Source organism: Candidatus Phytoplasma fraxini (assembly GCF_038024965.1).
Classification (GTDB): Bacteria; Bacillota_I; Bacilli_A; order Acholeplasmatales; family Acholeplasmataceae; genus Phytoplasma; species Phytoplasma fraxini.
On sequence record NZ_CP146843.1, the window covers coordinates 485152 to 498759 of the forward strand.

14 protein-coding genes are annotated in these 13608 nt (G+C 21.4%); 8 read left to right on the top strand and 6 right to left on the bottom strand.

What is annotated here, in order from left to right; all coding sequences use genetic code 11:
• Window positions 1–24 precede the first annotated feature (24 nt).
• The 6 genes from AADV48_RS02410 to AADV48_RS02435 all read right to left on the bottom strand — a co-directional run bounded on the left by AADV48_RS02410 (window position 25) and on the right by AADV48_RS02435 (window position 6201).
• Window positions 25–1668 carry a hypothetical protein gene (locus tag AADV48_RS02410; RefSeq protein ID WP_341266480.1) on the bottom strand — a complete coding sequence of 548 codons (1644 nt, stop codon included), beginning with the start codon at window positions 1666–1668 and terminating at the stop codon, window positions 25–27.
• An 86-nt stretch (window positions 1669–1754) separates the two neighbouring features.
• Entirely contained in the window at window positions 1755–3101 is a 1347-nt protein-coding gene (locus AADV48_RS02415) for an ATP-binding protein (protein ID WP_341266481.1), read from the bottom strand.
• Window positions 3102–3196: 95 nt separating this feature from the next.
• Complete coding sequence (locus AADV48_RS02420; RefSeq protein WP_341266482.1) at window positions 3197–3820, bottom strand: hypothetical protein; 624 nt, start codon at window positions 3818–3820, stop codon at window positions 3197–3199.
• 106 nt (window positions 3821–3926) lie between these two features.
• Window positions 3927–4490, bottom strand: coding sequence for a hypothetical protein (locus AADV48_RS02425; RefSeq protein ID WP_341266483.1), 564 nt, complete (start codon window positions 4488–4490; stop codon window positions 3927–3929).
• 231 nt (window positions 4491–4721) lie between these two features.
• Window positions 4722–5219, bottom strand: coding sequence for a hypothetical protein (locus tag AADV48_RS02430; protein ID WP_341266484.1), 498 nt, complete (start codon window positions 5217–5219; stop codon window positions 4722–4724).
• Window positions 5220–5460: 241 nt separating this feature from the next.
• Window positions 5461–6201 (bottom strand): hypothetical protein, encoded by a 741-nt coding sequence (locus AADV48_RS02435; RefSeq protein ID WP_341266485.1) that lies wholly within the window; start codon window positions 6199–6201, stop codon window positions 5461–5463.
• An 853-nt stretch (window positions 6202–7054) separates the two neighbouring features.
• Here AADV48_RS02435 and AADV48_RS02440 point away from each other — a divergent pair.
• The 8 genes from AADV48_RS02440 (at window position 7055) to AADV48_RS02475 (ending at window position 13576) form a co-directional block, all read left to right on the top strand.
• Window positions 7055–7411 carry a hypothetical protein gene (locus AADV48_RS02440; RefSeq protein ID WP_341266486.1) on the top strand — a complete coding sequence of 119 codons (357 nt, stop codon included), beginning with the start codon at window positions 7055–7057 and terminating at the stop codon, window positions 7409–7411.
• Entirely contained in the window at window positions 7380–7619 is a 240-nt protein-coding gene (locus AADV48_RS02445) for a hypothetical protein (protein ID WP_341266487.1), read from the top strand. The genes AADV48_RS02440 and AADV48_RS02445 overlap by 32 nt, the downstream gene beginning before the upstream one ends.
• A 424-nt stretch (window positions 7620–8043) precedes the next feature.
• A complete protein-coding gene (locus AADV48_RS02450) occupies window positions 8044–8508 on the top strand; it encodes a hypothetical protein (RefSeq protein ID WP_341266488.1) in 465 nt (154 codons plus the stop codon).
• An 841-nt stretch (window positions 8509–9349) separates the two neighbouring features.
• Complete coding sequence (locus tag AADV48_RS02455) at window positions 9350–9646, top strand: hypothetical protein (protein ID WP_341266489.1); 297 nt, start codon at window positions 9350–9352, stop codon at window positions 9644–9646.
• 98 nt (window positions 9647–9744) lie between these two features.
• Complete coding sequence (locus AADV48_RS02460; RefSeq protein ID WP_341266490.1) at window positions 9745–11229, top strand: helicase-related protein; 1485 nt, start codon at window positions 9745–9747, stop codon at window positions 11227–11229.
• Window positions 11230–11245: 16 nt separating this feature from the next.
• Window positions 11246–12274 (top strand): phosphate acyltransferase PlsX, encoded by a 1029-nt coding sequence (gene plsX, locus AADV48_RS02465; protein ID WP_341266491.1) that lies wholly within the window; start codon window positions 11246–11248, stop codon window positions 12272–12274.
• An 8-nt stretch (window positions 12275–12282) separates the two neighbouring features.
• Window positions 12283–12969 carry a ribonuclease III gene (rnc, locus tag AADV48_RS02470; RefSeq protein WP_341266492.1) on the top strand — a complete coding sequence of 229 codons (687 nt, stop codon included), beginning with the start codon at window positions 12283–12285 and terminating at the stop codon, window positions 12967–12969.
• Window positions 12962–13576, top strand: a complete 615-nt coding sequence (locus tag AADV48_RS02475) for a DnaD domain protein (RefSeq protein WP_341266493.1) — start codon at window positions 12962–12964, stop codon at window positions 13574–13576. The genes rnc and AADV48_RS02475 overlap by 8 nt, the downstream gene beginning before the upstream one ends.
• Window positions 13577–13608 lie beyond the last annotated feature (32 nt).

The window sequence follows — 13608 nt, forward strand, 5'->3', positions numbered from 1 at the left end:
TAATAAAATTTTATTTTATAAAAACTAATTATTGACTCTTTGTATTTCAAAATGAGGCACTTTTATACCAGTTTTCTTATTTCTTTTATCCAAAAGAATTTCTTGAATTTTATTATAACTAGGATTTTGTTGTTGTAATTCGGTATATTCTATTTCTTTTTCTTCAATATTTTCTTCAATTCTATATTTTTGTGTATCTAAATTATCTATTTTATTTAAATGATTTTCTTTTTCTATAAATTCATCTTGTTTTTGTCCTAATTCACCTGTTAATTTTTCATATTCTCCTATCCATTTACTATAATCACTCATTACCATATCATTTTCTTTCATTGTTTTTATCTTAAAATCTCTGATTTCTTGAATAATTTTATTACTGTTATTTTGTGCTTTATAATCGTTATATTTGTCTTCTTGAATTTTATATTCTTTTTCTAATCTTTCTATTTCCTTATTAATATCTTCCATATAAATTTTTAACATTTCAGCACTTATCATTTTAGGTGCTTCTCCTTCTTTTTGAACTAAACTATCTACTATAACAGATATAGGATGATTTTTAGGTAAATTGATTGATGTTCGATTAATTCGTTCATTATTATTTGTATTATTAAAAACTACTTTATTATTAGATGTATTAAAACTCATCTTAGGAGTTAAAACATCGGTTATTTTGTCAAAAGCTTTAAAAACAAGTTTAGATATATTACCAAAAGAAAATGAATTTGATCTCTCCCATGATTCAGCATTTTGTCTAAATACTAATAAAATAGATTTAAAATTACGATAAGCTTCGCATTCTAATTTTATTTGTTCTATTTTTCCTTTTATTTCATCTATATTTTTTTGTATTTCATGTTTTCTTTCTTCTATTGTAATAATATAAGAAGCCATTTTTTTTAATTCTATATTTAAATCATTCATGGATTGAATTAAATGTTGTTTAAAATCTTCTACTATTTTTAATTGTTTAATTAATGTTTTTTCCGCTGTTTCTAATTTTTTAATTTTTATTTTTGTATTCGTTATTTCTTCAACTATTTGAATATGTTTTTGCCTTAGTTGATCGATTTCTAAATATAATTTAGCTTTTTTTTGTTCATTCACTTCTTTTAATAATTCTTGTTCTTTTATTTTGATTTCGTTTTCAATTTTTTCTTTTTCTTTTTCTAAATCTTTTAATTTACCTTTTTCAATCAAGATTTCGCCATGAACATGAATCAATTGTGCTTTGATATTAATAATTTTTTCTTCATTTTGTTCTAAGATAGATTGAATTTTAACTTTTTCAGATTCAGTAATTTCTTTCATTTCAGAAATTCTTTTTAATTCGTCTTCAGCATCTTTCAATTCTTTTTCCCAATTAGAAGCTAATCCTTGATATTTGTTGCAAATATTGTCGTATTTATTAATAGCTTGATTAACTTCGCCAATTAATTTATCATAATTTTTAGTTATAGGTTCTTTTTTCAAGACAAAAAACCAAATTAAAAACAATGCTCCAATTAAAATAGAAAAATAAATTATATTTTCTTTCATAGAAGTTTGGTGGCCGCTAAATTTTTTAATTATCCAAAAAAGAAAAAACATAATCGCGCCAATTAAAAACAATACAAAATATGTTTTTAAATGTCCAAAACCGCCAATTAAATCAAAAGGTGATAACATTATTTTGTCTCCCTTTTTATTATAATTTTAAAAAAATATTAATCAAATTTTTTTTACATATCTTAATTAAGAAATAAATCTTATTTTTATCTATTTTCTGCTTTTTTTAAAGATTGAAGTGATTCATCAATTATTATTTGATAAGATTTTTGTAAATCTTCAATATTAATTCCTTTACATTCACAACAATTTTCTAAAATATGAACATCAGTTTTTTGCTTCAATAAATTATTACGTGCAAAAATCTTATTATTACTAAAACGTTCTTCATGTTTCGGATGTGAACATTCTTTATTTTCTTGAAGATTTATTATTTCACGATCAATAGATTTTAAACTTGCTTCTTTTATTAAACTTTCCAAAATACGATAAGCTTTTTTATAATTTTTTTCAGCAGGAATTTCCAATACAATTCCATCCATTGTTTTTTCATGTTGCAACGGTAAATATTCTAATGCCTCATTAATTGTCTCTAGTAAATATTTTTTAGCTTCTATCGTAATAGGGAATTGATTTTGTTGCAAAATATTATTAAATTGACTTTTACGTTCTTCTTTATTACCTGGTTTTAATTCAATACGATGTGTAAAACGTGATAAAATAGCAGGTTCTATGCCGGCCATATGATTTGTAGCTCCTATAACAAAAATAGGTTTATCTAAATCATTTTTTCCTTCTTTAACTTCTAATTGAATTTTGAATTCATTAACAACATTAGCAATTTCTGATCCAGGTTTTAAACTATCAATATTTAAAAAAATATTTTCACATTCATCTAAAAAAATAATAGCTCCTTTATTATTTTTATAAGCTACTTCTCTAGCTAAATCAAATAATTCTGTTACCATTTTAGGGGCTCTACCTACAAATTCTTGTGCAAAAATAGAGCAAGATACCTCGATAAAAGGTAATTCTGTTTCTCTTGCGATTGAACCCGCAAAAATAGTTTTACCACAACCAGGTGTCCCATACATCATTAAACCTTTTGGCACAACTACTTTTCCTCTATCTTCAAAAGCTTTTTTATTTTGAAAAAAATTCACAAAACCTTTAGCTGCTGATTTAGATTCATTCAAACCCACTAATTTGTCAAAAGTTGGAAATTTTTTAAAATCTTGTACTACGAAATTCTCACTTTCTAATAAAATATCTTTATTAGGAAATTTATTTTTCTCAAATGATTTATAGGAGTTCAATCCTGTTGTCTTCATTTTTTCTTGATTCATTTGATTTTCTTTAATATTTTTTTCAATATGTTTTAAATTATCTCTTATAGAAATATTCATTTTTCCTATTTGTTCTATTTTCTTTTCATTTTCAGTAATCGCTTTATGGTGAATCCAAATATAAAAAATCGAAATTAAAAAAATTAAAAGAAAAATAAAAAGAAAAAATATTTTTTTTAATAATTGAATATTTTTTTCTTTCCACACAAAGATAACCTCTATTTTCTAAAACTTTTTGTTAACTTTTCAAACTATAATAGATAGTTTGAAAAGTTAATTTTATTTATCAACAAAAAAACAAATCAATTATCAGTAATATTAGTTATTTTATTTGAAACAATATTATTTCCGCCTTGAATTGATTTTCCTTGTTGATCTACTAATTCATAATCATAAATTAAATAAAGTTTAGGATTAAAAGATGGACAAACTTCTTTTTGTTGCAATTGCGTCAAAATAATAATTTTTTGTGTTTCGTTTGGTTTCATATGTAAATAACAAGGTTTTTTGTCATCAGAATAAATTTGTTTTTGTTCATTAGTATCCGTTACAAGAACTTGAAATGCAAAACATTTATTTCGATTTTCAACTGTAATATTCGGTGATTCTAAAGAAATTTTGATTTTTAAAAATAAAAGTTCTTTTATTTCTGTATTTTTAGAATGTAAAACAGCTTTATGTTCGATTTCTATTAAATGTTCATATTTTTCTTTATTTAAATTAGGAATAGAAATTGGAATAAGGTATTTATTTTGATGATTTCCGCCTATAAGTTCTACTTCAAAAAGAGGAAAATCTTGTTCTAATTGAATATCTTCTTTTTTTCTATGAAAAAAATAAATTGAAGTCGCTAATAAAGAAAACAACATTGTTAAAAAGAAAAACAAAATAAAATATTTTAATTTATTTTTTTTATTTATTTTCACAAATTTCAAACCTTCTCTTATTTCTTGGATTTTAAAATTAAGAATACTTGATGAAATTTGTATTCCTTTGCAAAAATTAAATTAAATAAATTTTCTTAATCTTTTTTTATTCAACATCATCGTTTTCATTCAATATTTTTGGATTTTCTATATTTAAAGAATCCATTTGTTCTTGTTGTATATCTTTTAAATAAACTTCATCATTTAAACAATTTTCTAAAAATATAATTCTTTCTTTTAATACAGAATTCAATTGTTCAGAATTTGCAAAAGAATTTTCTAATTGACTAATTTTAATTTGTAAATCTTGTATTTCTTTGTCTAAAGCAAATGAATTTAATTCTGATTTCGAAATATTTTCGCCATCATCACTTCTTTTCTCCAGAAGTAAATCATTCAGCACATTAATTTCTTCTTCTTTAGATTGAATATTTTGTTGTTGTTGTTGAATTAATTCTTGTAATTCGTTATGTATTTGAGTAAAATCAATAGATTTTTGTATATTACGTGAAAAATCATTAGAATCTGAATTAGAAAAAAATCCGTCCTCTGTAGAATCTTTACTTTTATCAGAAAACATAAAAGAAAATACAGCAAACAAAGTTAAAATAACAAACAAAAAGAAAGAACCAAAAATTTTTAAAATTTTTTGTTTATCTGGAAAATTCATATTTTATATTTCCTTTTTTATATTTTTTATTTTATAATCAAAATAATAAATATGTATGATATCAATTTAGTTATTTTTTAAATATCATTTTTTTTAACAAATTTAATTCAAAAAAATAAAAAAGAATATAAAAAAGATTAAATTATTTATTAATTGATTTTATCAATTTAAAAATAAGCAACTTTTTTATCGAAACATAACTTATTTTTAATTAATTTTTTTATTAAAATTTTATTCACTTTCAGGAATTTCTTTTGAATCATCAGAATTTTCTTCCACCAAATTATTTTTCGAATGATTTATAAATGTTTGAGAAACAAATTCTGCAATAAGTTTATCAGTATCTTCTTTTAAAATACTTTGATATTCATTTTCTAATTCATTAAATATTTGTTCTTGTGTTTTATCATCATTTAAAACTTTTTGTTTAATTCTTGCGTATAATAAATCACATTCTTCCTGAAGAGAATTATTATCCTTATTAAATGGTTTCATTTTATGACGATACTTATTTAATAAAATAATTTGATAATGACAAGCAATAAAATTTTTTAAAAAGAATAAAAAAGACACATTTAATCTTTTAATTTGTTCTAAATTCCATTCTTTATAAATATTAAAAACTAATACAAAAACAATAATTTGCATTATAGTTGAATTTAAATTTTTGCATAATATTTCTGGATTTTTCAATATAAAACCTTTATCTTTGTTATCTTTTTGCTCCATTTTTTGAACTCCTTATTTTTTTAATTCGTCATCATAAAATAAATGAAATAATTTCTAAATTCAAAATTAAAAAGAACTTTAAAAAATAGTTATTTTTGATAACTCGCGATTATCTTCAAATTAAAATAATTGAAAAACACTTGTTAACAGATGAATTTCAATTTCAGCAGTTTTTAGACTTACTTAGGTCATATAAATATAAATAAAATCATTTATACAAAAATTATTCATAAAATTCATTTTAAATTAATTTGTTTATATAATTCTTTTTTAATTTGAAAATAGCTTTTTCTCTATATTTATAAATTTGTTTTTTGGTTATATCTAACCTTAAAGCTATTTCATCATCAGTCCAACAAAATTCATAATATGTATTATTAATATGTTTTTTTGTAATGCCATAACTGTGCGCTAAAACTTGATATTCCTTTTTATTCAAATATTTGTTCATTTTATGCAACATTATTTCATAATTAAGTTTGTTTATATATACTTGATGCGGATTAATCATTTGAGGAAAATAAAATGCATTTTCGTATTTTGTAACTATTCTATTTTCTGTATATTCAAGTGAAGAAAACAATTCAATATCTTTATTGGGTCTTTTATTTTTTTTATTTTTATTATAAACTCTTATAGGTGTAGAAGGATAATGACTCAAACGGATTAATGTATCAATTTTTTGTTTAATTTTTCCTTTAGCAAAGGTAACAAAATCACATTTATATTTGTTATAAACATAATTTGATAATGTATCTTCGATAATTAAAACACCTTCATGAATCAAATCCATTTTCTCTAAGCACCTGGGATAATATTTTAATTTACGAACAATACGCCAAATAATATCTCGGTAAAACAATAAAAATATTTGTTCTCGGATTAAATAATCATGTTTATCATGTTTGTTATAAATAAAAAATAATTCATTTATTTTATTTTCTATATCTAAATATTTTTTTATACCACAACCATATATCATTATTTTTTCCTTATTTTTATTTATTATTTTATAAACACTTATCAAACATAAATAAAAATTAAAACAAAAAAATTTAATATATAGGATGCAGTTAAATATGAGGTTATAATGCACTTTTAAAATTTTAAATTACTTTAAATTAACCTTAATATCTTTAAAAAAGATTTTGTACTATTCCCTTGTGTTAAAAACTTTTTATTTTTATATCGATAAAAGAAATTGACTACTGAAACGCATTTTATCTATCCATATTAAATATTTTTTTATATTTATATTTGACAAATCTTTTCTTTTTATTTTTTGAAATGATTATAAAAATTAGTTTGTTAAATAGCTTAATTTAATAAAAAAACTGAAATATTATTAAAAATTTTAAAAATGTCCTCGTTCTTATAAAATAAAATTTCAAACTAAAATATATGAATAAATATTAAGTTCCAATTATTTGGAATAAAATTTAATTAATTTAAAAAACAAATTATTAAATTTAAAAAAGAATTTAATAATTTAGGTACCCATACATACGTTAGATAATTTACAAAAGTTTTGTGAATATATAAGTGGCTTGTTTACCAAAAAATAATTTCCAAAAAGAAAAAATGAATAAATAATAGAAATGAAACAACAATTACAAAATGTTATTCCGGAATTTTAATAAACTGAAGTAAATTATGATATAATTGAATATTATATCTTGTCTAAAAACAATAAAATAAAATTTTATCACTCAATGATCTTTCTAACCGACAAAAATCAAAATTTAAAAAGATAAAGATAATAATATTTAGAAAAAATACCAAAAATAAAAACTTTTCTTAAACAGACTTAAACAAAAGTATTAATTAAAAATAATATGAAACCAATCAAATTCCTAACAAAAGTGTTATTAATTGTTTTTTTAATAATTCTTATTTTATTCCATATGCCTGTCTTTGCCACTAAATATTTCCAAATACAAAAAGAATCAACAATAAACCTTGCCGACCATGAAACCCTTACAGTTGAATTTTGGGCCAAACAACCTGACATGAAAAAAAATATTATTAAAGTCTCAAATCCACAACAACATGAAAAAGATAAAATCTGGAAAGGCAAACAACACCCCACATACAACCCTTATAATGATGAAAATCAATTCAATATTGAATTCCGAGATCCTCCTTCAGATCTTTTAGGGGGTGCATTTCAAACCACGAAAAAATCCTTTTAATATGCAATATCCTTCTGATAGCGGTCAAAACTCCCTAGACGAACTTCTTACATACACAAGAGCCATCGAACAAGCCGATATCTATTTAGATGATTCAAAAAAGGATGTTTCGGAACAACCTAAGAGTTTTATAGAGAAATTTGCACAATTTGGACAAAAAGTCTATAACAATACCAAAAAAATATCAGGAAGTAAGTGGTTTTTGTAGAGGGGAGTGACTAAATAAAGTATAAACCTGAAATAGCTAAAACATATTATAGAAGAAAATTAGAGATTCCTAAAAGTCCAAATAAAATTTAAATTTAAGAGATTTAAAAGCTTTATAAACTAAAAAAAGAAAGCTAATTAGTATTCGTTGAACTTAAAACTCAATATAGAAAAATCGAAATAATCGATCAACCTAGACAAAAATTAACAAACTTAGTAAACTAAAATTAGTTAGCTTCTAAGATGCCGAAAATACTATGCTTAAAAACTTAATCGTATGGTTTAGATAAGAACAAATTTGAAATAATAAAATAAGAAAAAAATCTATAACTAAACTATCATATATTATATTATTGTAGAAAGAACTAAATCATGAAAATATTAAACAAAAAATCAAATAAAAGAACTATATTAGCATTATTATTGTGGCTTTATTTATCGCTACGGTATCAATTTGCTTTATATTTTATTACTTCAAAAAACAACAAACAGAAAACATTAAATTAATGAATAATGTCCCTGTGTTTACTGTCCAAAGAAAAAGCGGCAATAATACAGACAAAATTCTTTTACCACTTAACATTGAGAATTTTGACGACAACAAATATAGTCGCTTAATTACATTCGAACACGAAAGTAACTCTACAAAAAAAGATATGGACAAGATTATACCATTATTACATTTAAAAATAACAAAAAAATTTAATCCTGACAACAATTCAACTGTTGAAAAATTAGATGAATATTTTAATTTTAGTTGCGAAGTTAATGACGAACATTACGTCGATAATAAAAAACCAAAAATATTACAAGAAGAAAATTCAAAAACGTTTCAAATTCAAATTAAACTCGAACAAAAAAAATCATTGAAAACCCAAATTTTCAATTAACATTAAATTGCGATTACGAATTAGTAAATTCAGAAGGTAAATCTTTGAGCGGCAGCAGTTCAAAAATCGATACATCAATCAATTAAGAAAAATAAAGACGATAATAAATATATATAATATTATATATATATCTAACGAATTAGAGAGGATATTATAATAATAGTATCACTATACCATTTGAATATTTTTAAATTTTAGAATATTTAATTAAAACGAAATAAAGAAATTATTATTAAAATATTTTTTTAAAAATCTAGTCTAAATCTAAAAATCACTAACGTTTATAAACGCTAAATTGAGAAATAATTTATAAAGTTTTTTTAATTTTTATATAATATATAATAAGTAAATAACATATACTTAATATATATTTTTAGATTGAGATTTTAAAATTTTTTATCTTTATTTCCTTGTTTTGTTTCAAAAATTAATTATAAAAATAAAAATTATTTTGTAAAGAGATAATTTTTACAAATATTAAAAATGTTTTTTGAAAGATTAATTTACTAATTAAATTTTTCAAAAACTATTGAAAAGAATTTATAAAAATTTAATTAGTAAACAAATTGAAATGTTAAAAATTTGGGCTTTCTAACTGGGTCAAAAGAATCATCAAAAAATAAATTCCGTTTAATAATAAAGGTTAAGAAAATAGAAATTTAAAATATGTTATAATTGAATAGAAATCGAAATTATTTTTAAAAAGTTTAAAATCATCTTTATTTTAAATTTAATATTAATTTTATGAAAATTTAAAAGAAATTTTTAAAAAATTAATATTAATTAAAAAAAATATTATTTAATTAATTTTTCAAATCATCATAAAAATAACGAGGTAATAATGACGAATAACTTAGGAGAAATTTTTATAAAGTCTAATTTATATACTAAATTAATCAAAAATAATATAAATAATGTAGAAACATTAATTTTAAAAAAACCTAAAAAATATCAAAATTTTATTTTATCTAAATTAGAAACAATACAAAATAAAGACAAAGTTAATTTATATGGTTCCATAATACAAGAACCAATTCCTATAAAAATTTTTTTCAAACAAAATACCAAAATTTTTCAAATATCAACAAATCAAAAAATGAATTTCAAAATAATTATTTTTAATAATTTTTTTTTCTAAATTTTTTAAAAATAAATCAAAATATTTTTGTTAAAGGTACATATTATATTAAATATAATGCCATTATAGCTTCTTTTATATCTTGTAAATTGAATTTAATGAATAAAATAAAACCCATTTATCAAATCAAAGATATTCCGGATGAATCAATTTATACATTGATGCAACAAATTTTTAAACATCCTGATTTAAGAATAAAAGAAAATTTAGATAGCAAAATTTTAAAAAAATATAATTTAATAGATAGAAAACAAGCTCTTCAAAATTTACATCTTCCTTCGAATCAACAAATATTACACAAAGCTTTTAGAAGATTTAAATACGAAGAAGCTTTTATTATAATTAAAAAATGGTGTCAAACATGTGTATTACCCTTGAAAAAACCTTTAATATGTAACATGAATTATGTTAAACAAATGATTAACAAAATCCCTTTTCAATTAAATTTAAATCAAAAAAAAATAGTCAACGAAATATATTCTGATTTTAAAAAAGATTATCCTACTCAAAGATTGATTCAAGGAGATGTCGGCGCTGGTAAAACTATTACAGTTTTTATAGCTGCTATCGGAATAATTAGTTTAAATAAACAAGTTTTAATGATGGCTCCTACAGAAATTTTAGCTAAACAACATTATTTAAACTTTAAAAAACTTTTTCCAACAATCGAAACAATTATTTTAACTTCTAAAAGTAAAAAAAAGAAATTATACGAAGAAGAAATAAAAAATAATAAATATAAAATGATTTTTGGAACTCATTTGTTAGCTAACATAGATTTTTTTCAATTGGGACTCATTATTATCGATGAAACTCATAAATTTGGAACAGATATTAAAAATAAAACTATTGCTCAAAATAAAATATCAGATACCTTATATTTAACAGCAACTCCTATCCCCAAAACTTTAGCTCTTATCTATTCGGGTTTATTAAAAATATCAGTATTAACTGAAAAACCTCATGCGAAAGGAAATATTATTACAAAAAAATGTTCTGTTAAAATGATTGTATCTATTTTAAAACAAAATCAATCCCGTAATGAACAAAGTTATATTATAGTTCCTGCTATCAAAGATAATAAAAAATTTTTTAATATTGAAAATGTAACTTCTTTTTTAAAAAAAGAAAAGCTAGAAAATGTTTATGTTTTACATGGTAAAAAAACATCAGAACAACAAGAAAAAACTATTTCAACATTTATATCCGATCAAAAAGGTATTTTATTAGCGACTTCAATAGTTGAAGTAGGAATTGATATCCAAAATGCTACAACTATGATCATTTTAGGAGCAGAATATTTTGGATTAAGTCAATTACATCAACTAAGAGGTAGAGTAGGTAGAAATAATAAACAAAATTATTGTTATTTAGTTTATAAAAAAGATAACGAACGTTTAGAAATATTAGAAAAAGAAAATGATGTTATAAAATTAAGTTATTTTGACCTTTATAAAAGAGGACCAGGTGATTTATTAGGAAAACAACAAAGTGGTTTTTTTAAATGTCAATTTTTACATATAATCAAAGATTATCCAATAATACAACAAATTAAAAAAGATTTTAACAATATAAAAAATTAAAAAAGGTATGTCACGAATGATTAAATTAGCTATAGATGCCATGGGTGGCGATTTAGCCCCTGAAATAACAATTAAAGGAAGTTTAATGGCTTTATCTAAAGAAGAAAAATTATATATTTATTTATACGGTGATAAAGATAAAATAAATTATATAATAAAAAATAAAATCTCTTCTTCTTATTATAAATCAGTTGAAAACAGGATAAATATTATTCATACTCCGTTTTTTTTAAAAATGAATATCAAAAATACAAGAGAAGAATTAAGAGATAATAATAAAAATTCTCTTTTTTTAGCTCTCAAAGCTGCTCAACAAAATCAAGTAGACGGAGTCGTTTCGGCTGGTCCAACGCAAGCTTTGGTTTTATCAAGTTTTTTAATAATAAGAACTCTTAATAATGTTTCGAGAATAGCTTTGGCACCTATTTTTAAGTCCATGAATAATAAACAAAAAATTTTAATAGATGCTGGTGCTAATATTGAAATTGAACCAGAAAATTTATTAAATTTTGCTATTTATGCTTCTTGGGCGGCTAAAGGATTATTAAAAATCGAAAAACCTATAGTAAAATTATTAAATATAGGAATAGAAAAAAATAAAGGAAGAAGTTTTGAAAGAAAAGTTTATAATTTATTAGAACAAGACGACAGAATAATTTTTAAAGGCAACGAAGAATCTAAAAATGTTTTTAATACTGAAGCAGATATTTTACTGAGTGATGGATTTACCTCTAACATGGTTTTAAAAAGTTATGAAGGAGCTTTTCAAAATGCTTTCTATTCAATAAAACAAGTTTTAACTAATAATTGGTTGAAAAAAATTGTAAGTAAAATTTTATTTCAAAAAAAATTCAAACAAATGAAAAAAAACTTAGATGCTCGAGAAATAGGTGGCGCTATGTTATTAGGTTTAAATAAAATTGTAATAAAAGCTCATGGTAATTCAAATGAATATGCTTTTTATAAAGCAATCATTCAAGCTAAACTTTTAATTGAAGCTAATTTTTTAAATAAAATTTCACAAAATAACATAAAAAAGAGTTAATAATAATCATGCATTTAAAAAAATTATTTAAAAGATTAAATATAAAACCAAAAAACATTAAATTATATATAAATGCTTTAACACATAGTTCTTATGCTAATGAACATCATTTTCGTAAAAATAATAATGAAAGATTAGAATTTTTAGGAGACTCTGTTATTAATTTTTTAATGGCGAGTTATTTATATAAAAAAAATAAAGATAATGAAGGTATTATGACTAAAAAAAGAGCTCAAGCAGTTTGTATCGATTCTTTATTAATTTATGCAAAAGAAATAGAATTAAAAAATTATATTTTATTAGGTAAAGGTGAAAAGAAAAGATATGATAATAATTATTCTATCATAGCTGATGCTTTTGAAGCGTTATTTGGCGCTATTTACTTAGATTTAGGTTATATTAAAGCTCAAAAAACCTTTCAACATATTGTATTACCTTATTTACAAAAAATTATCAATATTATAGATTTTAAAACTCAATTACAAGAATTAATCCAAACTAATAAACAAAATATTTGTTATAAAATAATTTCTGAAAAAGGCCTTGCACATGAAAAAGAATTTATAGCAGAAGTTTATTTAGAAAATAAATTATTAGGAAGAGGTATGGGAAAAACCAAAAAAGCTTCTGAACAAAAAGCGGCAGAACAAGCTTTAATCAAAATTAATAAAGAAAAGGAGATAAAAAATGTTTAAAATTCTTTATGAAAAAGGCTTTTTAAATATTGAAAAAATGTTAATCGAAGAATATCATAAAGTAAATTTAACATTTCAAGAAGCAAGGATTTTAATTTTATTATTAGATTGTCTCGAAGATAAAAATTTTTCTTCTTTATTTTTAGCCAAAAAAGCTAATTTATCTAAAAATGAAATAGAAAATATTTTAGAAGAATTATTCCAAAAAGAATTTTTTGCTTTTTCAGAAGACAAAGAAGATAATAAAATAATAGAAGTTTTTAATTTAGATAACACTTTTCATAAATTAGAACAACTTTATTTTAAAAAAAAAAAAAATATTCAATTAAAACAACAAAATAAATATATTACTGAAACAATAGACAAAATAGAACAATTAAAGGGTTTAAATTTATCATCATATGAATTAGAAATAATTAAATCTTGGTATTTAGATAAAAATTATTCTAACGATGAAATAAAAAATTCTATAAATATAGCAATTGCAAACAAAAAAAAATCTATTTATTATATAGAGAGGATTTTAAATCATAAAAATAGTTTAAAAATAGAAAAAGATGATAAAACAGATAAAATTTTACATAAAATTTTTAATAAAATCAAATAATTTATTTAAATAAATATATGTTATAATAAAAG

Bases quoted from the DNA above. Each gene is read 5' to 3' on its own strand.
- AADV48_RS02410 (WP_341266480.1), bottom strand. From the start codon at position 1,668: ATGTTATCACCTTTTGATTTAATTGGCGGTTTTGGACATTTAAAAACA.
- AADV48_RS02440 (WP_341266486.1), top strand. From the start codon at position 7,055: ATGAAACCAATCAAATTCCTAACAAAAGTGTTATTAATTGTTTTTTTA.
- AADV48_RS02425 (WP_341266483.1), bottom strand. From the start codon at position 4,490: ATGAATTTTCCAGATAAACAAAAAATTTTAAAAATTTTTGGTTCTTTC.
- AADV48_RS02475 (WP_341266493.1), top strand. From the start codon at position 12,962: ATGTTTAAAATTCTTTATGAAAAAGGCTTTTTAAATATTGAAAAAATG.
- AADV48_RS02430 (WP_341266484.1), bottom strand. From the start codon at position 5,219: ATGGAGCAAAAAGATAACAAAGATAAAGGTTTTATATTGAAAAATCCA.
- AADV48_RS02435 (WP_341266485.1), bottom strand. From the start codon at position 6,201: ATGATATATGGTTGTGGTATAAAAAAATATTTAGATATAGAAAATAAA.
- AADV48_RS02460 (WP_341266490.1), top strand. From the start codon at position 9,745: ATGAATAAAATAAAACCCATTTATCAAATCAAAGATATTCCGGATGAA.
- plsX (WP_341266491.1), top strand. From the start codon at position 11,246: ATGATTAAATTAGCTATAGATGCCATGGGTGGCGATTTAGCCCCTGAA.
- rnc (WP_341266492.1), top strand. From the start codon at position 12,283: ATGCATTTAAAAAAATTATTTAAAAGATTAAATATAAAACCAAAAAAC.
- AADV48_RS02455 (WP_341266489.1), top strand. From the start codon at position 9,350: ATGACGAATAACTTAGGAGAAATTTTTATAAAGTCTAATTTATATACT.